The 20,198-nt window shown below is 72.2% G+C and carries 19 protein-coding genes and 1 pseudogene; 10 read left to right on the top strand and 10 right to left on the bottom strand.

The features are described 5' to 3' along the window. Window positions 1-23 precede the first annotated feature (23 nt). From DVK44_RS15880 to DVK44_RS15865, 4 genes are all read right to left on the bottom strand, one after another. The gene (locus DVK44_RS15880) at window positions 24-1,664 is read right to left on the bottom strand and encodes a class E sortase (protein WP_228447175.1); all 1,641 of its coding nucleotides are present in this window, start codon (window positions 1,662-1,664) and stop codon (window positions 24-26) included. Next, window positions 1,661-2,299 (bottom strand): aminodeoxychorismate/anthranilate synthase component II, encoded by a 639-nt coding sequence (locus DVK44_RS15875; RefSeq protein ID WP_114660267.1) that lies wholly within the window; start codon window positions 2,297-2,299, stop codon window positions 1,661-1,663. Before DVK44_RS15875 ends, DVK44_RS15880 begins: the two co-directional genes overlap by 4 nt. After that, the gene (locus DVK44_RS36735; RefSeq protein WP_114660266.1) at window positions 2,296-2,469 is read right to left on the bottom strand and encodes a hypothetical protein; all 174 of its coding nucleotides are present in this window, start codon (window positions 2,467-2,469) and stop codon (window positions 2,296-2,298) included. The genes DVK44_RS15875 and DVK44_RS36735 overlap by 4 nt, the downstream gene beginning before the upstream one ends. A 127-nt stretch (window positions 2,470-2,596) precedes the next feature. Beyond that, window positions 2,597-3,364 carry a DUF881 domain-containing protein gene (locus DVK44_RS15865; RefSeq protein ID WP_114660265.1) on the bottom strand — a complete coding sequence of 256 codons (768 nt, stop codon included), beginning with the start codon at window positions 3,362-3,364 and terminating at the stop codon, window positions 2,597-2,599. A 143-nt stretch (window positions 3,365-3,507) separates the two neighbouring features. Here DVK44_RS15865 and crgA point away from each other — a divergent pair, with 143 nt between their 5' ends. Beyond that, window positions 3,508-3,765 (top strand): cell division protein CrgA, encoded by a 258-nt coding sequence (gene crgA, locus DVK44_RS15860; RefSeq protein WP_114660264.1) that lies wholly within the window; start codon window positions 3,508-3,510, stop codon window positions 3,763-3,765. 276 nt (window positions 3,766-4,041) lie between these two features. On the opposite strand, the gene DVK44_RS15855 is transcribed toward crgA, so the two are convergent. Further along, a complete protein-coding gene (locus DVK44_RS15855) occupies window positions 4,042-4,944 on the bottom strand; it encodes a rhomboid family intramembrane serine protease (RefSeq protein WP_114660263.1) in 903 nt (300 codons plus the stop codon). A gap of 226 nt (window positions 4,945-5,170) precedes the next feature. Beyond that, on the bottom strand, window positions 5,171-5,698 hold the full coding sequence (locus DVK44_RS15850; RefSeq protein WP_114660262.1) for a peptidylprolyl isomerase: 528 nt from the start codon (window positions 5,696-5,698) through the stop codon (window positions 5,171-5,173). Window positions 5,699-5,918: 220 nt separating this feature from the next. On the opposite strand from DVK44_RS15850, the gene DVK44_RS15845 reads away from it, so the two are divergent. Then, window positions 5,919-6,647: a DUF5324 family protein gene (locus tag DVK44_RS15845; RefSeq protein ID WP_114660261.1), complete on the top strand. Its 729-nt coding sequence runs from the start codon at window positions 5,919-5,921 to the stop codon at window positions 6,645-6,647. Window positions 6,648-6,666: 19 nt separating this feature from the next. Here the strand turns inward: DVK44_RS15845 and DVK44_RS15840 are convergent, their stop codons facing one another. Continuing rightward, window positions 6,667-7,062, bottom strand: a complete 396-nt coding sequence (locus DVK44_RS15840) for a DUF6344 domain-containing protein (protein WP_114660260.1) — start codon at window positions 7,060-7,062, stop codon at window positions 6,667-6,669. Window positions 7,063-7,289: 227 nt separating this feature from the next. Between DVK44_RS15840 and DVK44_RS15835 the strand changes: the two are divergent. Together DVK44_RS15835 and DVK44_RS15830 are read left to right on the top strand one after the other, a co-directional pair. After that, a pseudogene (locus DVK44_RS15835) lies at window positions 7,290-7,682 on the top strand (TetR-like C-terminal domain-containing protein); the annotation flags it as partial. A gap of 46 nt (window positions 7,683-7,728) precedes the next feature. Continuing rightward, window positions 7,729-8,943: a GDSL-type esterase/lipase family protein gene (locus DVK44_RS15830; protein WP_114660259.1), complete on the top strand. Its 1,215-nt coding sequence runs from the start codon at window positions 7,729-7,731 to the stop codon at window positions 8,941-8,943. A gap of 54 nt (window positions 8,944-8,997) precedes the next feature. Here the strand turns inward: DVK44_RS15830 and DVK44_RS15825 are convergent, their stop codons facing one another. Both DVK44_RS15825 and DVK44_RS15820 read right to left on the bottom strand, forming a co-directional pair. Next, window positions 8,998-9,663 (bottom strand): response regulator, encoded by a 666-nt coding sequence (locus DVK44_RS15825; protein WP_269439641.1) that lies wholly within the window; start codon window positions 9,661-9,663, stop codon window positions 8,998-9,000. Window positions 9,664-9,737: 74 nt separating this feature from the next. Then, complete coding sequence (locus DVK44_RS15820) at window positions 9,738-11,045, bottom strand: sensor histidine kinase (protein WP_114660258.1); 1,308 nt, start codon at window positions 11,043-11,045, stop codon at window positions 9,738-9,740. A 215-nt stretch (window positions 11,046-11,260) separates the two neighbouring features. Between DVK44_RS15820 and DVK44_RS15815 the strand changes: the two genes are divergently transcribed. From DVK44_RS15815 to DVK44_RS15790, 6 genes are all read left to right on the top strand, one after another. Beyond that, window positions 11,261-12,073, top strand: a complete 813-nt coding sequence (locus DVK44_RS15815; RefSeq protein WP_228447173.1) for an ABC transporter ATP-binding protein — start codon at window positions 11,261-11,263, stop codon at window positions 12,071-12,073. Further along, a complete protein-coding gene (locus tag DVK44_RS15810) occupies window positions 12,070-14,466 on the top strand; it encodes an ABC transporter permease (RefSeq protein ID WP_114660257.1) in 2,397 nt (798 codons plus the stop codon). The genes DVK44_RS15815 and DVK44_RS15810 overlap by 4 nt, the downstream gene beginning before the upstream one ends. Before the next feature lie 99 nt (window positions 14,467-14,565). Then, window positions 14,566-14,931: a PadR family transcriptional regulator gene (locus DVK44_RS15805; protein WP_114660256.1), complete on the top strand. Its 366-nt coding sequence runs from the start codon at window positions 14,566-14,568 to the stop codon at window positions 14,929-14,931. Beyond that, window positions 14,928-15,506 carry an HAAS signaling domain-containing protein gene (locus tag DVK44_RS15800; RefSeq protein WP_114660255.1) on the top strand — a complete coding sequence of 193 codons (579 nt, stop codon included), beginning with the start codon at window positions 14,928-14,930 and terminating at the stop codon, window positions 15,504-15,506. Before DVK44_RS15805 ends, DVK44_RS15800 begins: the two co-directional genes overlap by 4 nt. A 143-nt stretch (window positions 15,507-15,649) precedes the next feature. Next, a complete protein-coding gene (locus tag DVK44_RS15795) occupies window positions 15,650-16,621 on the top strand; it encodes a GlxA family transcriptional regulator (protein ID WP_228447172.1) in 972 nt (323 codons plus the stop codon). 47 nt (window positions 16,622-16,668) lie between these two features. Beyond that, the gene (locus DVK44_RS15790) at window positions 16,669-18,039 is read left to right on the top strand and encodes a DJ-1/PfpI family protein (RefSeq protein ID WP_162793846.1); all 1,371 of its coding nucleotides are present in this window, start codon (window positions 16,669-16,671) and stop codon (window positions 18,037-18,039) included. 666 nt (window positions 18,040-18,705) lie between these two features. Here the strand turns inward: DVK44_RS15790 and DVK44_RS15785 are convergent. Then, window positions 18,706-19,725, bottom strand: coding sequence for a cytochrome P450 (locus tag DVK44_RS15785; RefSeq protein WP_228447171.1), 1,020 nt, complete (start codon window positions 19,723-19,725; stop codon window positions 18,706-18,708). Window positions 19,726-20,198 lie beyond the last annotated feature (473 nt).

Here is a 20,198-nt window from a genome sequence, read left to right as displayed (position 1 = left end):
CGGCCCCGGGCCCAGCTGACGAGTCAGCTGACGAGAGCGTCTGGCTTGCCCTTGCTGCGCGGCCGTTCGTCCACCATCTTGCCCCACACGATCATGCGGTAGGTACTGGTGAATTCCGGGGTACATGTCGTCAGCGTGATGTAGCGGCCGGGGCCGGTGAAACCGGAGCCGACCGGCACGGGCTGGATGACGCTCACATTGGACGGCGGGGTCTGCGGCAGGATGCTGGTCATCTCGTACGTGTAGTACGCGTCCCGGGTCTCGACGATGATCTTGTCGCCGCTCGTCAGCCGGTTGATGTAGCGGAACGGCTCGCCATGGGTGTTGCGGTGCCCGGCGACCGCGAAGTTGGCCTCCTTGTCCGCGGGCATCCCCGTCTTGAGGCCGCCCTCGGCGTAGTGGCCGACCATGCCGCGGTCCAGGACCTTCGACTTGCTGATGCCCTCGGCGATCGGAACGACCACGTCCAGCTTGGGGATGTGCATGATGGCGAAGCCCTGGCCCGGCGCGAACGCCCCGGCCGTGCGGTTCTTCGTGAAACTCTCCTGGATCTTGTTCGTCTGCTTGCCCGCGTACGCGTCGGCCGCGACGTTCGTCCACCAGAGCTGGTACGTGACGAACAGCAGCATCAGCACGCCGAAGGTGATGAACAGCTCGCCGACCGCCCGGCTGGCGATCACCGCGGGGCTCTCCTTGAGGGCGCGCGCGGCGCGGCGGGCCTCGATACGGGAGAGCGGGCGCGCGCCCGTCCCGGCGGACATCCCGGTCGGCGCGATGGGCCCGGCGTCGTCAGGCCCGTAGGAGGGGCCCTGCCCGGCCCCGGAGGCGGCCGTGGTCTCCGACCCCGTCCGCTCGTTCTCGGGCCGCTTACGGCCCCGGTTACCGCCCTTGGCGGCCTTACGCCGCTCGGCGCGGCCCCCGGCGGCGGCGGGAGCGGCCCCGGGCACCGGCCCGGCAGCGGGCGGGCGCGCCTCGGGCGCCGGTATGACGGGCATGGGCGCGGTCTGTCCGAGCACGGCGCTGGCCGGCACGGGCGGCGGCCCCGACCACTCCGGCTGCGGGGCCCGCCCGGGCCGCGGGGCCACCGGAGGCGGACCCGAAGCAGGACCCGGACCCGGTGCCGAAGCCGGTGCCGAAGCCGGACCCGGGGCCCGCGGCGCCCGCTGAACCGGCGGGGTCTCCCGCGTCTGCGGCATCGGCGGTACCGGCGGCAGATACTGCGTGGGCGCCTGGGCCGCGTCCGTCGCGTACTGCTGGTAGTAGTCCCCGGACCACTCCTGGGAAGGCCCGGACGGCCCGGACGGCACAGGCGGCCCGGACGGCCCCGGCTGTACGGGTACGACGGGCGCGGGCGCCGACACGGCCGGCGCGCCCGCCCCGACCGGCGGCGTCTTCCGGGGCCCCCGGTGCCGGCCCGACCCCGGCTCCACCGGCGGGGGCAGGAGCAGCGGCTGGGCCGGGAGCGGGGAAGCGGGCTGAGCGGGAAGCGGGGGCGCCGGTGCCAGCGGAAGCGGATCGTTCAGCGGGTCGGCGAAGCCGTCCACCGCCGCCTCGTACGCGCCCGCGTCCGGCAGCCCGCCGGGCGGACCGTCCTGTCCGTAAGGACCGCCCTGCCCGTACGGGGCTCCGTGACCGGCGTCGGGCCCGCGACGGCGTCCCGTCACGCGAGCGCCTTGCCCACCACCGGAGCCAGGCCCGTCGAGCGGGCCACCGCGCCGGGATCACCGCACTGCGCCAGCCAGTTGGCCAGCATCAGGTGCCCGTACTCCGTCAGCACCGACTCCGGGTGGAACTGCACGCCCTCGACGGCCAGTTCACGGTGGCGCAGCCCCATGATGATGCCGTCCGCCGTCCGCGCCGTGACCTCCAGCTCGGCCGGCAGCTCCGCCGGGTCCGCCGCCAGCGAGTGGTAGCGGGTCGCGGTGAAGGGCGAGGGCAGCCCGGCGAAGACGCCCTTGCCCTCGTGGGTGACGGGGGACGTCTTGCCGTGCAGCAGCTCGGGGGCGCGGCCGACGACACCGCCGTACGCCACCGCCATCGACTGCATGCCCAGGCAGACGCCGAAGACGGGCACCCCGGTCGCCGCGCAGTGGCGGACCATCTCCACGCAGATACCGGCCTGTTCGGGCGTACCGGGGCCGGGGGAGAGCAGCACGCCGTCGAAGCCGTCCTGCGCGTGCGCGGTGGCCACCTCGTCGTTCCGCACCACCTCGCACTCGGCGCCGAGCTGGTAGAGGTACTGGACGAGGTTGAAGACGAAGCTGTCGTAGTTGTCCACGACCAGGATCCGGGCGCTCATCGGGCCGCCCCCGCTCCGTCGACCGTCACGTCGTTGAACGGAAGCAGCGGCTCCGCCCACGGGAACACGTACTGGAACAGCACATAGACGACAGCCAGCGCCAATACGAGCGAGAGCAACGCCCGCAGCAACGCGTTGCCCGGCAGATGCCGCCAGATCCAGCCGTACATGCTGTCCCTTCCGTTCGGTACCGCGCCCGGCGGTACCGCACCAGACTAGAGGGCCGCACGGACACATGGGCGGTGCACGGGGCAGCTGTACGGACGTTCGGGACTTGCTCTTCGTCACAGAGGCGGGCTACCCGACGGGCTGCGCGTAGTGCAGCTCCACCGTGCCCGTGTAGCCGGGGAGCGTCTCCTTGCTCCGCTCCTCGACGCGCCAGCCGAGGCCGTACGCCTTCACGTACAGCTGGTAGTTCTGGATCGCCGGGGAGTCGTCGAGCGCCTTGCGCAGCGCCCCGCGGTCACCTACAGCGGTGATCTTGTAGGGCGGGGAGTAGACGCGCCCCTGGAGGATCAGGGTGTTGCCCACGCACCGTACGGCGCTGGTGGAGATCAGCCGCTGGTCCATGACGCGGATGCCCTCGGCGCCGCCCTGCCACAGGGCGTTCACGACGGCCTGGAGGTCCTGCTGGTGGATCACGAGGTCATTGGGCTGCGGATCGGGGTAGCCCGGGTTCGCGACGGCGTTCGGCGGGGCGTCGTTGAGGGTGACGGTGAGTCCCTGGCCGGTGAGCGGCTCGGTGCCCGCGGAGGTCTCCAGGGCGCGCAGCCTGGCCTCCTCGGCCTCGGAGGAGCCGTGGTCGCGGCTGACGAGGGCGTCGATCTTGCGGCGTACGGCGGCCGTGGAGTCGCCCAGCTCGGCGTTCTTCCGGTCCCTCTCGTGGATCAGATCGGAGAGCTTCAGCAGGGAGGCGTCCGTACGGATATTGGTGCCCCTGGCCGTGTTGAAGCTCGTGACGAAGATCAGCCCGGCCAGCGCGAAGACGGCGCCGGTGAGCAGCCGGACGGGTCGCCGGACCCGTCGGCGGACCGGCCCTGGGGGGAAGTCGGCGGAATTGCTCAACGTACCCTTATCTCCTTAGGCGCCGCGGAAGCACTACGCTAACGGACGCCCGAGGGCGGCGGTGATCCCCCTGCTCCCCGCCCGCGGTCACCCGTTTACAGTCCCCTGCGCGGTCACGCAGCGCATCGACAGGAGAGTCCCTCGTGCCGAAGTCACGTATCCGCAAGAAGGCCGACTTCACGCCGCCTCCGGCGGCCAGGACGGCGACCGCCATAAGGCTGACCAACAGGAGCTGGGTGGCCCCGGTCATGCTGGCCCTGTTCCTGGTCGGTCTGGCCTGGATCGTCATCTTTTATGTGACGGACGGCAGTCTGCCGGTGAAGAGCTTCGGCAACTGGAACATCGTGGTCGGCTTCGGCTTCATCGCCGCCGGGTTCGGCGTCTCCACGCAGTGGAAGTAGCCGGTCCGCACCCCGGCCGTCAAGCTCACCCCCGACTTGTCCACATCGTTATCCACAAGCGGGGGAAAAGGTCAGAAGATCTGTGGATAACTCCACGGGATGTTGACGCCGGTGTGACCGCGTCCACCATCCCGGTGAAGCGATTGCCCCTTGTCGCCGCTGGTCAGACCCGTACCGGCGACAGGGGGCACGCACGTTCCCCACACAATGCACAAGATCTGCCACGGTCTGTGGACAACTTTTCCCGGACGGGCTCGTTCGCGCGTATCTGACCGGTCAGGTGAGCGAAGCCGTGTGGACCACCACCATGATCAGCGACGCGAGCAGCACCAGTCCGCACGCCCCGTACTGCACCAGCGCCCGCCGCTCGCGGGGCGCGTGCACCATGGCTATGGCGATCGCCGTACCGGCCACCAGCCCGCCCACATGCGCCTGCCACGCGATGCCGGACCAGGTGAACGTGAAGACCAGGTTCAGCCCGAGCAGGATCAGCACCGGCCGCATGTCGTAGTTGAGCCGGCGCATCAGCACGGCGGTGGCCCCGAGCAGCCCGAAGACGGCGCCCGACGCGCCCAGCGAGGGCTGGTTCGGCGCGGCGATGAGATAGGTGAAGGCGCTGCCGGCGAGTCCGGAGATCAGATAGAGCGCCAGATAGCGCGCCCGCCCGAGCGCCGCCTCCAGCGGCCCGCCGAGCCACCACAGGCTGAGCATGTTGAAGGCGAAGTGCATCATCGCCTGGTGCAGGAACATCGCCGTGAAGAGCCGGTACCACTGGCCGTCGGCGACGCCCATCGGTTCGAACATCGGGCCACGGGCATAGCCGATGAGGAAGAGATCCTCGACGAGCCGGTCTCCCACGGCGAGGACGGCGACGAAGACCGCGGCGTTGATGCCCAGCAGGATCTTCGTGACCAGCCGGGGGTCGGCGACGACCGTACCGCCCGCGAGATTGCGCGGCCGGTTCGCGCCCGGCGCGTGGCCCGTACCGGAACCCTGTCCGACGCACTCCGGGCACTGGAAGCCGACGGAGGCGCTGATCATGCACGCCGGACAGATGGGGCGGTCGCAGCGCGTGCAGCTTATGCCCGTCTCCCGGTCGGCGTGCCGGTAGCAGCTGGGCATGGGCTGGTTGACGGCGGACTGGTCCTGGCCTCCGTGGCCGCCTGGCGGGTGGTCCATCGGTCCCCTCGGTCTTTCTCGTAACGGCGGGTCGTGCGGGCGGACTGTGCACGGCAGGGCACAGCACACCGCCCCGCCCGTCCGGTATGTAACCACTACGGACGGGCGGGGCGGGAGGTTCCCGTACCCCGGAAAGTCAGTGGTCGGCGGTCAGCGGTCAGCGGTCGGCAGTTCCGGCGTACGGCGGTCCGGCATTCGGCCGCTGTCCGCCGTCAGCCGTCCGCCGTCAGCGCGTCTCGACGACGACCGATTCGATCACGACGTCCTGAAGCGGCCGGTGGGTGCCCGCGTTCGTCGGCGTACGGCCGATGGCGTCCACGACCTTCCGCCCGGACGGGCCAGCGACCTCGCCGAAGATGGTGTGCTTGCCGGTCAGCCAGGTGGTCGGCGACAGCGTGATGAAGAACTGCGAGCCGTTGGTGCCGGGCCCGGCGTTGGCCATGGCCAGCAGATACGGCTTGGTGAAGGCCAGCTCCGGATGGAACTCGTCCGGGAACTTGTAGCCCGGACCGCCGGTGCCGTTGGCCAGCGGGTCGCCGCCCTGGATCATGAAGTCGCCCATGACACGGTGGAAGACGGTGCCGTCATAGAGCCGGTCGGTGGTCTTCAGCCCGGTCTCGGGGTTGACCCACTCGCGCTCGCCCTGGGACAGCTCGACGAAGTTCTTGACCGTCTTCGGCGCGTGGAACGGCAGCAGCCTCAGCTCGATGTCGCCCAGGCTGGTCTTCAGGGTGGCGTAAAGCTGCTCGGCCACGGGGTGCCTTCCGTAAGTTCTCCGCTGATGCTCCCGAAATCCTCGCACGGGACGGCATGCCGAAGTGCCCGCTCCTCCTTGTGCCGAGAGGTCGGGTATAGCCCGGATAGCCCGTACCGCGTGCCGGGGCCGGGTGGGCCGTGCATGATTTCGAAAAGGGTGGACAGGCGAAATAAACACGGAACGCCATAACGGAACGCCACCGAAGGAGGACGATCCTGTGAACCGCATGGACAGCGTGCGCGCCGCTACCGGTTCGGCGAAGGAGAGCGTGCAGCACGCCGCGGAAGCGGTGGCGCCCTACGCCGATACGGCGAAAGAACAGGCCGCTCTGGCCAGGGAACACGCCGTCGTATACGCGCACGAGGCGCGCGTACGGCTCGCCCCGGTGATGGCGAAGGCCGCTCAGCAGGCCCGTGACCAGGCCCGTAGTCAGTACGGAGCGTATGTGGCGCCCCGGGTGCCCCCGAAGCTGGACAAGGCCGCGCACCGTGGCGCCGACCGGGCCCGCAAGGCCGCGCGTCAGGCGGCGGACTACACGGTGCCGCGGGTCGGCCAGGCGGTCGCCACCGCGCAGCCGGTGGCGGAGGAGGCGGCGGCCCGTTCGGCGGCGGCGCTGGCCGCTCTGCGCGGACAGGTCACGCCGGGGGAGATCCGGAAGCTGGTGAAGAAGCATGAGCGGCGGGCGTGCGCCGGCCGGGTGACCAAGCGCGTGGTGGTCCTGGGCGCGCTGGCCGGCGGGGCCTTCGTCGCGTGGAAGTGGTGGGACAAGCAGGCGAATCCGGACTGGCTGGTGGAGCCGCCGGCCGCGACGGAGGTCTCGGAGCGGGCTCCGCTGACGTCCGTGGACGGCAGCCATGTGGCGCATACGGGGGACTCGGCGGATTCACTCGACGCGGCCGAGGCACGCGCGGCGGAAAGGGACCGGCACCGGGGCGACCACCCCTGAGCCCGAGACGCGCGGCGCCTCATGCCGCCGCCGCGACCAGCGCCGCGTCGGCGGCGTACGCGTTCTCGCGGGCCAGGGCTGCGTCGGTCTCGCTGGGCGCCGCGGCGGGCAGATGACGGACCGACGGGGACGAACCGTGCGCCTCGGCGCGGATGCGCTGCTTGATCGTCGGCGGCAGCGACCGGTCCCGCGGCAGCGCCCTGGGTACGGCCGCCCATCGGGCCGTACCCGGCTCGGCGCTGTGGCGCGCCGCGGCGGCGGGCGCCTGCGCGGGCCGGCCGGCGGGCTGGTCGGCGGGCTGCTGCGCGGCGGCGCCGGCGGCGGTGGCCGGGGCGGTGAGGCCCAGGGAGGCGAGCACCGCGAAGAACGCGGTGAGGAAGACGGTCCAGAGCTTCTTGACCTTGAGGGCGGCCATGACCCCTCGCTTTCGGTGTCGAGGTGCGGAGTTGCGGGATGTGCGCGGAACGGGATGCGGAGCGCTCGGGCTGAGCGCTCTCCCTACCTCCGTCATGATGGATGCGCATCTCGGGAATAACGGGACCTACGCCGCGCATACATAGTTCTTCTGATGAACACCACTCGTACGGTCCAACCAGACATGCGGACCAGCAGATTCCATGATCAGCGCACCGCAAGTCGCACGTAGCGCTCGGGGAACTCGCCGACCGCGGTGCCGCCGCGCTGGCCGGCCGGGCCGGCAAGGACGCCCTGGCCGCCTTCGCGAACGTCTACCGCGACTACGCCCGGGAGCATCCCGGCCGCTACACCGCCGCCCGGCTGCCGCTGCCCCCGGAGACGGCCGCCGCCAGCGCCGGTGTCCGGCACGCCCGGATGATGCGGGCGATCCTGCGCGGCTACGACCTCACGGAGCCGGACCAGACGCACGCGGTCCGGCTGCTGGGCAGCGTCTTCCACGGCTACGTCAGCCTGGAGGCCGCCGGGGGCTTCAGCCACAGCGCCCCGGACCCCCAGGAGACCTGGGCCCGCATCCTCGACGCGCTGGACGCCCTGCTGCGCGCCTGGCCCGCGCCCTGATCACCCCCCGGCCACCCCTTTCCCGCCCACATCAGCAGGCAGAGACATGACCACGCCCCTCACGCCCCACATCACGACCCCCATCACCGCCGACCTCCTGCGCGGCGCCCTCGATCTGGAGCAGACCGCGCACGGCGTGCTGCCGCACCGGCTGCCCGCCCGCGCCCGCGCCCAGTGCGCCGACGGGCAGCTGGCCATGGCCGAGTCCCAGCCCTCGGGCGTACGGCTGGTCTTCCGTACCCGGGCCACCGCCGTGGAGCTGGAGACCCTGCCCACCAAGCGGGTCTACGTCGGCGCGCCGCCCCGCCCGGACGGCGTGTACGACCTGCTCGTCGACGGTCGCCCGGCCGGTTCCGCGACCGTCACCGGCGGCAGCACCCTGACCGTCGACATGACCACCGGAACCGCCGAGCACCGGCCCGGCCCGCCCGGCACCCTCCGCTTCACCGGTCTGTCCGCCGGCGTCAAGGACATCGAGATCTGGCTGCCGCACAACGAGACCACCGAACTGGTCGCCCTGCGCACCGACGCCCCCGTCGGGCCCGTACCGGACCGGGGCCGCAAGGTGTGGCTGCACCACGGCAGTTCGATCAGCCAGGGCTCCGACGCCGCGAGCCCCACCACCACCTGGCCCGCGCTCGCCGCCTCCCTCGCCGGGGTGGAGCTGATCAACCTGGGGCTGGGCGGCGGCGCCCTGCTCGACCCGTTCACCGCCCGCGCCCTGCGGGACACCCCGGCGGATCTGATCAGCCTCAAGATCGGTATCAACCTGGTCAACACGGACCTGATGCGGCTGCGCGCCTTCACCCCCGCCGTGCACGGCTTCCTCGACACCCTCCGCGAGGGCCACCCCACCACGCCGATCCTGGTCGTCTCCCCCATCCTGTGCCCCATCCACGAGGACACCCCCGGCCCCAGCGCCCCGGACTTCAGCGACCTCAGCGACCCCGGCGACCCCAGCGACCTCAGCGCGGGAAGACTCCGGTTCCGGGCCGCGGGCGACCCCGCCGAACGGGCCACCGGCAAGCTGACCCTCAACGTCATCCGGGACGAACTGGCCCGCCTCGTGGAGCAGCGGTCGGCCGACGACCCGAACCTGCGCCACCTGGACGGCCGCGAGCTGTACGGCGAGGCGGACTTCGCCGAACTCCCCCTGCCCGACCGGCTCCACCCGGACGCCGCCGCCCACCGCCGTATCGGCGAACGCTTCGCGGCCCTGGCCTTCACCGCCGGCGGCGCCTTCGCCCCCGAAGCCGCCTGAGCGCACTGAGCCGCCTGAGCCGACTGAGCCGCCTGGCAGAACCCCCGCTCGCGGCTAATCCCCGGCGGCCCCGCGTTCGTCGCCGGCGCTGATCAGCCCCGTCTCGTAGGCGGCGATGACGGCCTGGACGCGGTCGCGGAGTCCGAGTTTGGCGAGGATACGGGAGACATGCGTCTTGACGGTCGCCTCGGCCAGCTGGAGGCGTGCGCCGAGTTCGGCGTTGCTCAGTCCGCGGGCGAGCAGGCCGAAGACCTCCAGTTCGCGCGCGGTGAGGGCGGCGAGATCGCGGTGGAGGCCGGCGGTGTCGCCGTCGCGCCGGGCGAAGCGCTGCACGAGGCGGCGGGTGATGGCCGGAGCCAGGAGCGCGTCGCCGGTGCGGACCGTGCGGACGGCGGTGGCCAGGTGCTCGGGGGTGACGTCCTTGAGGAGGAAGCCGCTGGCCCCGGCCGACAGCGCCGCGTACACGTACCGGTCGAGGTCGAAGGTGGTCAGGATGATGACGCGGGGCTCGTCCGGTGCGCCGGTGAGGATACGGCGGGTGGCCTCCAGGCCGTCCATCTCGGGCATCCGAATGTCCATCAGGATCACGTCGGGCCGTGTACGGCGGGCCGCCGCGACGGCTTCGGCCCCGTTGGTCGCCTCGGCGACGACGTCGATGCCGTCGGCGCCGAGGATCATCCGGAATCCGGTACGGACCAGGGTCTGGTCGTCGGCGAGCAGGACACGCGGCGGCTGCGACTGCGGCTGCGGCGGCGGCGACTGTGGCTGCGACTGCGACTGCGACTGCGGCTCGGTCACGGGGTCTCCAGGGGGATCAGTGCCTCGACACGGTAGCCGCGGGTCACGCGCCGGCCGGCGTGCAGGGTTCCGCCGTACACGGCCAGCCGCTCGCGCAGTCCGATCAGGCCCCGGCCGTTCCCGGTGGCCGCGCCCGCTCCCGGCCGTCCGCCGGTGTCGGTGACGTCCACCCGCAGCGCGTCGGCCGCGTACGAGACGGTCACGGTGGCGGTGGCGCCGACGGCGTGCTTGACGGTGTTGGTGAGGGCCTCCTGGACCACGCGGTAGGCGGCGAGTCCGACGCCGGGCGGTATCTCGCGGGGCGGTCCCGTCACGGTCAGGCCGACCTCCAGTCCGGCCTCCCGGACCCGTCCGACGAGGGCTTCCAGCTGGTCGAGGCCCGGCTGCGGGGCCAGCTCCGCCGCCTCGTCCGCCGGATCGGCGGCTCCGTCCGTACCCCCGTCCCCGCTCCCCATCGTGAGCAGCCCCATGACGTGCCGCAGTTCGGTCAGGGCCGCCCGGCCGCCCGCCTCCACGGCGAGCAGCGCCTCGCCCGCCTGCTCCGGTGAGGTGTGCATGATCTTCCGGGCGGCTCCCGCCTGGATGACCATCACGCTGACGTTGTGCGTGACGACGTCATGCAGCTCGCGGGCGATCCTGGCGCGCTCGTGACCGACCGCCCGCCGCAGGGCCTCGGCCTGTTCGCGCTCCAGATCGGAGAGCCGGGCGCGGCCTTCGTCGGTACGGAGTTTCCAGGTACGCAGGCCGACCGCGGCCACGGCCATCGGGGCCAGGATCAGCAGGGCGACGTACTCGTTGGGCACGATCGGGGTCACCGAGTTGCCCGACGTACCGACGAGGGTGACCGCCACCGGAAGCGCCGCGAGCGTCGCCACCCGGTAGGGGCTGTACACCGCGGCGGAGTAGACGGCGATGATGAACGCGTAGAACGTCAGCCGGGACACGGCGTACGGCGTGAGCAGCGCCGCGGTCGTCACGACGCACAGAACGGCCAGCGGACAGCGACGGCGCAGCGCGAGCGCGCCGGAGGCGACGGCCGCGAGGGCCACCATGAAGGCCAGGCCGCCGGGGCCGGACGGCCGCGACATGACGTACGCCACGCCGCCGATCTCGCGCACCACGACGTTGTCGGCGTTGTCGACGGCGTAGTAGACCGTGGTGCCGCCGACCGCCAGCGCGAGGAGCAGATCCGACCACCGGTCGCGGCGGGTGAGCCGGGGCGGCGGGCCGGTCGGGCGCCAGGCGTCCCGGGCGGCCTCGCGCGCCGCTTCCCGCAGCCGCGCCGGCGCCGTACGTACGCTCATCACCGGTTCATTGTCGCCGCCGCCCGGCCGCGTGGAGTCCGCCTCAGCGGTCGTTCCCGGCACCCGGCGTACATCGGTCGACTACATCGCGGGGATGACGTTTCGGACGGTCATCCCGGCGCGGTACGGCAAGGGGTCCGGGCGGGCGACGCGCGGCGGCCGGTCCCGCTCCTAGCGTGCACCGGGCCAGCCGCCGTCGTACCGAAGGAGCCCCCATGACCACGCCGGTGATCGAACTGCGCGAGGTGAGCCGCCGTTACGACGACGGCCCGCCCGCGCTGCACGAGGCGTCGCTGACCGTGCGGCCCGGCGAGGCCGTCGCGATCCTCGGCCCGTCCGGCAGCGGCAAGTCCACGCTGCTCCATCTGATCGCGGGCCTCGACCGGCCCGACACGGGGACCGTGACCGTGGACGGCGTACGGGTGGACACCCTGGGGGAGGCCCGGGCGGCGCGCTACCGCCGGTCGAGGATCGGCATGGTCTTCCAGTTCTTCAACCTGCTCGACGATCTGACCGTCGCCGACAACGTCGTCCTGCCCGCGCGGCTCGCCGGCACGCCCCGCCGCGAGGCCGACCGGCGCGCGGCGGGACTCCTGGAGAGCCTCGGCATCGACCGGCATGCCCATGCCTATCCGGGCCGCCTCTCCGGCGGCGAGCGGCAGCGCGTCGCGGTGGCCCGCGCCCTGATGAACCGGCCGCCGCTGCTCCTGGCCGACGAGCCGACGGGCGCACTCGACACGGCCGCCGGACGGGAGGTCAGCCGCTTGCTCGCCGAACTCAACGCCGAGGGCCAGACCATCGTCGTGGTCACCCACGATCTCGCCCTGGCCCGGTCCTGCACCCACCGTACGGTCAAGATCGCCGACGGGCGGATCACCGAGGACACCCGGGTGGGGGCGGCCGCCGCTCCGGGCACTGCGGTACGGGCCGACGACGCTCCGGGCACTGCCGTACGGGCCGCCGCTACGGAGACCGGATCCACGGAGACCGCCGCCCCGGAGACCGGCTCCACGCAGGCCGCCCGATGAGCGCGCTCGGCACGGCGGTGCGCTCGGGGGTGGCACGTCGCCGCGTACAGACGCTGGTGATCGGGCTCATCACGATGACGGCGGTGGCCGCCTCCGTGCTCGGCGGCACGCTCCTCGCGGTCTCCGGCGCCCCCTTCGACGACGCCTTCGCCCGGCAGCGCGGCGCGCATCTGACCATCGAGTACGACGCGGGCAGGGCCAGCGCCGGACAGCTGGCCCCGTCCGCGGACGCGCGCGGTGTGAGCGCCGCGGCCGGACCGTACCGTACGGCCACGGTCAGCCCGCGGCCCGTCAGCGGCATGCCCGCGTGGCCGATGACCGTGGCGGGCCGGGACCGTCCCGGCAAGGGAGTTGACGTACTGACGCTGACAGACGGGCGGTGGCCCAGCGGCCCCGGCGAGATCGTGCTGTCCGCCGATGCCGCGCTCTTCCCGGTCCTCGGCACACGGCTCGCCTTCACCGGGCTGGCCGGCGACCCGCGGCTGAAGGTGGTCGGGGTGGCCCGCTCGGTCACCCGGACCGCGGACGCCTGGGTGGTGCCCGCCCAGATGGCCGCGCTCACCGCGCCCGGCAGCGGCGGCTATCAGATGCTCTACCGCTTCGATGGCGCGGACACGGCCGCGCGGATCGCGGCGGGCCGGGCGGCCGTGACGGCGGACCTGCCGCCGGGCGCGGCCCGTGGCGAACAGTCCTGGCTCACCGTCAGGAAGAGCGCCGAGCGCGAGACCGCCCTCTACGTGCCGTTCCTCATCGCGTTCGGGGTTCTGGGCCTGGTCATGTCCGTACTCGTCGTCGGCAATGTCGTCGCGTCGGCCGTCGGCACGGCGACCCGCCGGATCGGCATCCTCAAGGCCGTCGGCTTCACCCCGGCCCAGGTCGTCCGCGCCTACGTCGGCCAGGCGCTGGTCCCGGCCGCCGTCGGCACGGCGCTCGGGGTCCCGGCCGGGCATCTGCTCGCCGTACCCGTACTGGCCGGGACCGGAGAGGTCTACGGCTCCCCGACCCCGGGCGTCGCCCCCTGGGTCGACCTGACGGTGATCGCCGGAATGCTTGCTCTGGTCACGGCGACCGCGTGGGCGAGCGCCTGGCGCGCCGGGCGGCTCCGTACGGCCGACGCGCTCGCCGTCGGGCGTACCGCGGCGGCGGGACGCGGCAGCTGGGCGGTCCGCCGGTCGGTCCGCCTGGCCGGCCGGCTGCCGCTGCCGAGGCCGCTCGGCCTGCCGGTCGCCCTGGGGCTGGCCCGGCCCTTCGCGCGGCCCGCCCGCGCGCTGATGATGGGGACCGCGGTGCTGTTCGGCACGGTCGCCGTCACCTTCACCGTGGGGATGGGCGCCTCGCTCGGCGAGGTGGCGAAGGCCAGGGCGCATGACGCCGCCGATGTGACGGTGGCCGCGCCGCCGCCGAGGACCGGGCCCGGCGGACCGGCCCCCGAGGCCCCCGGCGCGCGGCCCGACGCCGAGCGGCCCGCCGCCGATCCGGCGGAGGTCGCGGCCGTGATCGGGGCCAACTCCGGGACCGGGAAGCACTACAGCGCCGGAACGGCCCGGGCGACCGTCTCCGGCGTCCCCGGCACCACCGCCGTGACCGCCTTCACCGGCGACGCGTCCTGGGGCGGCTACACGATGGTCTCCGGCCGCTGGTTCGACCGGCCCGGCGAGGCCGTGGTCCCGACCGGCTTCCTGGCCGCCACCGGCACCGGGACCGGGGACACCGTCACCCTGAACGGCCTGGGCGATCCCGTCACGGTCCGGATCGTCGGCGAGGTCCTCGACCCGCGCTACGACGGCATGCGGGTCTTCACCGACGCGGCGAACCTCACCGCCGCACCCGCGGACCTGGCGGACATCAGCCACCACATCGCGGTCATGTCCGGTACGGACGTGGGCAGTTATGTCGAGTCGCTGAACAAGGAACTGACCCCGCTGCACGTCACCGCGATGGCCGGCGGCCCCGACCGCGGCAGCGGCATGATCGTCACCCTCAACGCCCTGTCCGCGCTCCTGACCCTGATGCTCGTCGCGGTCGCCGCGCTCGGCGTGCTGGGCGGTGTCCTGCTCGACACCCGCGAACGCGTCCGGGAACTCGGCATCCACAAAGCGCTCGGCATGACCCCCCGGCAGACCGTCGCAATGGTCCTCACCTCGGTAGCACTGACCGGCCTGGCCGCGGGCACCGCGGGCGTACCGCTCGGCGTGGCCCTGCACGGCCGGGTCATCCCCGCGATGGCCGACAGCGCCGGGCTCCGCCTCCCCGACTCCGTCCTCGCCGTGTACGACGGAGCCCACCTGCTGCCACTCACCCTCGGCGGCCTGCTCATCGCCACCCTGGGCGCCCTGCCCCCGGCCTGCTGGGCCGCCAGAGCCAGAACCACGACAGCCCTGCGCACCGAATGACCGAGAACCGGACGTTCCCGCTGGAGCATCGCTCCGGCCCCGCCCCTCCCTGCCGACTCCGGCTCCCGCTCCGGCTCCCGTTCGGGTAGTATGCATTGCATGGTAGCTGGCAATGCAAGAGAAGACGCGGAGGCCCGCGGTGTGAGCCAGCTCCGCAAGGGCGTGCTGGAGTACTGCGTCCTGGCGTTGCTGCGCGACAGGCCGCGTTACGGGGTGGAGCTGCTGGAGGCTCTCGCGGATACACCGGTCATGGCGACCAGCCAGGGGACGTTGTATCCGCTGCTGTCCCGTCTGCGCAGAAGCGGCCTGGCGGACACGTTCCTGGTGGAGTCGGCCACCGGCCCGCCTCGCAAGTACTACGAACTGACCGACCAGGGCCGGCAGGCCCTGGAGGAGTTCTCCGGGCACTGGCCCGGTTTCCGTAATGCCGTTGACCGTTTCCTCGTTCCGGGAGCTGAATCATGAGCGACGCCCTGACCCACCCGCTGGTTCGCACGTACCTGGCCTCGGTCGACAGGGAGGCGGCGGTGCTGTCCGGCGACCGGCGCGGTGACCTGGTGACAGACCTTCGCGAGCACATCGAGTCCGTACTGCCGCGGGATGCCGATGACGCGGCGGTCCAGCAGGCTCTGGACCAGCTCGGCACCCCCCGGGAGATCGCCGCCGCCGCGATCGCCGAAGAGCCCGGCGTCAATCCGCTTCAGCCGGAAAGCAGCGCGCGCACCAAGCTGACCCTGGTCCTGATGGTGGTGGCCGCCCCGCTCTTCGAGATCCTCGGCATCGGCATCGTCGTGGCCATCATCGCCTCCGTGCGGATCTGGCGCTCGCCGGCATGGACCAGGCGGGACAAGCACCTGGGCGTCCTCTGCGCCTTCTCACCCTTCCTGGTGATCCCCGCGGCTGCCGCGCTGTTCGTTCTCACCGGTGGCCTCGGTGCCGCGCAACTCATCGGCATACTCCTGATCGCCATGGTGATCCCGCTGGTCGGAGCCGTCCGACTGGGACGCAGCGCCGCCCACCTGCGCCCCCACGCGGCCTGACAGGCCCCGGGCTGCTGGACAGGCCCGTGGTCGCGGCACGATGACCCGCGGCGGCGGACCATCACTCAGCAAGTGCCGGATCTGTCCGGTGCGGGGCACCACGACGCCTCGTCGGCGCCCTTCTCCTCGCTTACGTTGAAGAAGTGAGCGATACGAGAAACGGGCGTGTGATCGTCCTGGTACTGCCCGAAGTGAACCTGCTGGATCTCGGCGGCCCGGTCCAGGTCTTCGACACCGCGGCCCAGCTGGGAGCCGGTTATCGGCTGGAATACGCCGCCGAGACGGAGAGCGTACGGTCGGCGCAGGGGCTGCGGCTGGCCGGCTTGTCACCGTTGCCGACGACACGGGCGGAGCGTGGGGACCTGGTCCTCGTCCCGGGGCCCCGGCTGACCGGATCCGACCGGCTGGTGCCTCCGGCCGCCGTGCGCTGGGTACGGGACGCCTTCGCCGCGGGCGCCCGGCTGGCGTCCGTGTGCACCGGCGCCGCCGTCCTGGGCGAGGCCGGCCTCCTGGACGGCCGCGCGTGCACCACCCACTGGTCGCTCACCGCGGCGATGCGCGAGCGGTATCCGGCTGCCCGCGTCCGCGAGGCGGCGCTCTACGTCCACGACGGCCGGATCAGTACCAGCGCGGGTGTCTCCTCGGGCATCGACCTCGCCCTCTCCCTTGTCGAACGCGACCACGGCCCGGAGCTGACCGCGGCGGTCGTCCGCGAGCTGGTGCTGTACCTGCGGCGGGACGGCGACGCCGCACAGATCAGCCCGTTCCTGCGCTACCGCGACCACGTCCAGCCCGCGGTCCACCGGGTACAGGATCATCTCGCCCAGAACCTGGACGCCGCCCCGACCCTGCCGGAACTCGCCGCGCTCGCCCACCTGTCCCCGCGCGGTCTGACCCGGGCCTTCACCGCGTCCACCGGGATCACCCCGCTCGCGTACCAGCGCCGGCTGCGCCTGGAGCGCGCCCGCACCCTGCTGGCCGACACCGAACTGACGGTGGAGGCGATCGCGGCCCGCTGCGGCTTCCGCGACGCGCGCCAGCTGCGCCGCCTGGTCGCCGAAGCCTTCGGCGCCTCGCCCTCCCGGCTGCGCGAACAGCTCCGGCCGACGGCCTGACCGCGACCGCACACCCCACGAACGTATGGAGAACTGTTGTGTCCGAGATGAGCAGAGCCCGCCGGGTGGTACGCCGCACCGGCTGGGCCCTGATGGGCACGGTGCTGTCCGTGGCATCGTTCGCCGGTATCGCCTTCGCGGGGGTGAACGCGTCCATGGCCGACAGCTTCGCCCCCGCCCCCGACGTCCGGTCCCTGCCACAGGCCCGGGCGGTGCCGCAGGGCCGTATCACGGTGGCGGTGGCCGTCAGCAACGAAGGCTCCGTGACCACCGACGTCCTGGCGCCCTACCAGGTGTTCGCCGAGTCGGAGAAGTTCTTCGTCTACACCGTCGCCGCCGAGCGCCGCGTCTCCCCGATGTCCGGCGGCGCGCACCTGCTCCCCGACCACACCCTGGCGGAAGTGGAGAGTGGCACACTGCCGGAGCCCGATGTGGTGGTCGTGCCGGCGGTCACCGCCCCCGCCGCCGACGAGGAGCAGCCGCTGCGCCGGTGGATCGTCGAACGCCACCGCAAGGGCGCCCATGTCCTCGGTGTCTGCGCGGGCTCTGAACTGCTGGCCGCCTCCGGCCTGCTGGACGGCCGCGACGCGACCTCCTTCTGGTCCAACATCGCCTCCCTGGAACGCGATTACCCCCAGGTGCACTGGAAACGCGGCGAACGGTACGTCGAGGACAAGCGGGTGACCACCACCGCGGGCATCACCTCCGGCACCGTCGGCGCCCTGAAGGTCGTCGAGGAAATGGCGGGCAGAAGCGAGGCCGCCCGTATCGGCGCGGACCTGTCGTACCCGGGCTGGACCCCGGACGGGCCCACCGCGATCCCGGCCAACCACCTGGCGATCGGCGACCTTCCCTACGCGCTCAACGCCGCCTTCCCCTGGCTGCGCCCCACCACCGGTATCGGCCTGGTCGACGGTGTCGGCGAGATCGACGCCGCAGCGGCCTTCGAGGCGTACGGCGGGGTGTCCTTCGCGACACGCACGGTCGTCCTCGGCTCCCGCGACACCGTCACCACCCGCCACGGACTGGTCCTCGTCACCCGCGCGGCAACCGGCGGCACCCACGGGGTGGACCGCTTCGTCGTCCCCGGCGTCACCGGCCCCGAAGCCGTCACCGCACCACTGCGCACCTGGGCACGGCGCAACGGACTCGCCGTCGAGCTACCCGGCGGGGGAAAGCGGCCCGCGGAGTTCGGCTTCGACCCGGTACTGCGCGACCTGGCCGCACACGCCGACCGCCGGACAGCCCTGGTCACCGCGAAGTTCTCCGAATACCCCTCCGCCCACCTGGAACTGTCCGGCGACACCTGGCCCTGGCGCGCCACACTGCTGGCCGCGGGAGCCGTACTGCTGAGCACCGCCGCCGGATTCGCACCGACAGCGATACGCCGGACGGTGCGCCGCCGCAGGACAACCTGATCCGAATCCGGCCGGCGCCGACCGGATCCGACTCTGCCCAGCCCGGTAAGCCGATCTTCTCCGCGGGGTCGAAGTCACCGAAGCACTCCGTCCCCCTCACCGCCCCATCGAATCCCTCGCCCCACCACCGGCCGATGCACCTCGGACCGAGCCCCCACACGACAACTCCACGCCCACCCGCCGCCCACCAAAACGCGAAGAAGACCCCTCCTGACCTGCGGAAACGCTGGTCAGGAGGGGTCTCAACATGTGGAGCCCAGGAGAGTCGGACCCGTTTCCATCCCGCTACATCCAGCCCGATCCGGCTCCCCCGACCCGCTGTGCCTACTGATGGGCACAGCGCCACGCGGGATTGCTCCTGCAATCTCGATCCACCCACGCCCTTGGGATCACAGGCTTTCCGACCTCACTCCCCGGCAAACGCGCAAGCGGGTTGAACCGCAGCAGCAGTCACCGTGCGAGCCGAACCTGATCGACTTGTCCAGTTGCCTCGTAGGCGTGACACGTTCGAACGGTGGTCCGCACGTCGCGCAGTGCTGGACGTGCGGACCGTTCAGGTGGACCGGGCTAGCTGGCCCGGAACCAGCTGTTGCTGGGACTGCTCCTGAAAATGCGTCGGAGGGTGGAGATCATGGCCATTCACCTCCTTCGTGTGTCTCGGGGGTTTCAGTGGGCAGGGGCCCGCTGGAGTTCGAAGGGGCCCGGGATGGAGGCGTCGGTGACCACCGTCCGTATGTCGCGACCACGTACCGACAGACGGGCTCCGGCGGTCAGCGCGGTCACGGTTGCGGTGACGAGGGTCTGTGCGACCGCCGCGCCGGCGCAGCTGAAGGGGCCCGCGCTGAAGGGTAGGTAGGGGCCGTGCTGCGCTGGTTCGCCCCAGCGTTCGGGGCTGAAGCGCTGGGCGTCGGTCCAGCGGTTCTGGTCGTGGTGGAGCAGGTAAGGGCTGACCGAGAGGGTGGTGCCGGGCCGGAGGTCGACCCCGCCGTACCGGGCGGGGGAGGGGACACGGCGGCCGACCATCCACGCCACGGGCCGGTGGCGTGCCGCCTCGCGCGTGATCCAGTCGGTGGGCCACGGCCACGATGCCCCGGGGCGGTGATGCAGGCAGGCGAGCAGCACCGACCACGCCACCGTGTAGCCCAAGGGCCCCACGATTGCGACGACCAGCATGATGTACAGCTGCGCCGCTGTCCGGTCGGTGACCTCTTCGGGGCACGCGCCGATCACCGCGTCCAGCACATCCCTTGGGGCAGGTGCCCGGACGCTCTCCGCCCGGCGCTCCGCGACATGTCCGGTCAGCGCTTCCACGAGCCTGAGGCGATGCGCTTCAGCCTGTACCCGGTGCCTCAGCCTCGGGGAACGGACCAGGCCGCTCCTCACGAACCGCCTCAGCAGCAGCCCCAGCGAAGCGGGTACACCAGGGTGCAGAAGAAGATCCGCCGAGGCCCGGTGAACCAGCATGAGACCGGTCATGGGCCATGCGCTGACGGCGGGTATCCCGTCCACCGCCCGGGCCATGTCGTGGCCGTAGGTGGGCACATGGGCACGGACCGTTTCGCGAACGGCGCGGCCGAGACCGGCCTGGGCCGCCCGTGTGGGCAGCGTGTCCCCGAAGAAGCCGGACAACCCGCTGTTGAAGGCCGGATCACGCAATACCTTGAGCGCCAGGTCGGTGTCGCGCACACACCAGGCACCCCACGGAAGCCGGAACACATCGGTCTCGCTCCGTCGAGCGCAGTCCTCGATGAACTCCAGAGGGTCCCGCCGAAATCGATACCCATCTCTCAGTGTCACGGAATGCCGCTCTCTGGGAGTCGTTTCGCCAGTGGTCCCATGCGCGAGCGCGCCGCACACGTCCGGGGGCTCCGGATCGCGGCACGTAAGCCCAGCCTTCGACACCCGAATAACTACCCGGCGAATTCGTGAGGTCATACATTCCGACAGGGGGCGCGATGGAGCGCGTGCGGAGCGAGGAGGCCGGGAGGAGCGCCGCGCAACGCCGTTCACACGCACGGTGCGCTTGTCGTGCGCGGGCACACTCCAAAAGCAAACGGTGAGCGGTAAATCAGCGTGCCACTTCGGGGCAACCACCCCTTCAATCTCCGCGACCGCTGGAGAATTACTGACGCGACGATCGGGGGCATTCTGTGGGTATT

The organism is Streptomyces paludis, from assembly GCF_003344965.1.
GTDB lineage: Bacteria > Actinomycetota > Actinomycetes > Streptomycetales > Streptomycetaceae > Streptomyces > Streptomyces paludis.
Note: the sequence above shows the minus strand (reverse complement) of the source record. Positions and strands in the feature narration are given on the sequence as shown.

Excerpts from the sequence above, each read along its gene's own strand:
- DVK44_RS15815 (WP_228447173.1), top strand. The coding sequence starts at position 11,261 with ATGACCACGCCGGTGATCGAACTGCGCGAGGTGAGCCGCCGTTACGAC.
- DVK44_RS15855 (WP_114660263.1), bottom strand. The coding sequence starts at position 4,944 with ATGGACCACCCGCCAGGCGGCCACGGAGGCCAGGACCAGTCCGCCGTC.
- DVK44_RS15820 (WP_114660258.1), bottom strand. The coding sequence starts at position 11,045 with ATGAGCGTACGTACGGCGCCGGCGCGGCTGCGGGAAGCGGCGCGCGAG.
- DVK44_RS15790 (WP_162793846.1), top strand. The coding sequence starts at position 16,669 with ATGAGCAGAGCCCGCCGGGTGGTACGCCGCACCGGCTGGGCCCTGATG.
- DVK44_RS15805 (WP_114660256.1), top strand. The coding sequence starts at position 14,566 with ATGGTAGCTGGCAATGCAAGAGAAGACGCGGAGGCCCGCGGTGTGAGC.
- DVK44_RS15800 (WP_114660255.1), top strand. The coding sequence starts at position 14,928 with ATGAGCGACGCCCTGACCCACCCGCTGGTTCGCACGTACCTGGCCTCG.
- DVK44_RS15875 (WP_114660267.1), bottom strand. The coding sequence starts at position 2,299 with ATGAGCGCCCGGATCCTGGTCGTGGACAACTACGACAGCTTCGTCTTC.
- DVK44_RS36735 (WP_114660266.1), bottom strand. The coding sequence starts at position 2,469 with ATGTACGGCTGGATCTGGCGGCATCTGCCGGGCAACGCGTTGCTGCGG.
- DVK44_RS15830 (WP_114660259.1), top strand. The coding sequence starts at position 7,729 with ATGACCACGCCCCTCACGCCCCACATCACGACCCCCATCACCGCCGAC.
- DVK44_RS15810 (WP_114660257.1), top strand. The coding sequence starts at position 12,070 with ATGAGCGCGCTCGGCACGGCGGTGCGCTCGGGGGTGGCACGTCGCCGC.
- DVK44_RS15840 (WP_114660260.1), bottom strand. The coding sequence starts at position 7,062 with ATGGCCGCCCTCAAGGTCAAGAAGCTCTGGACCGTCTTCCTCACCGCG.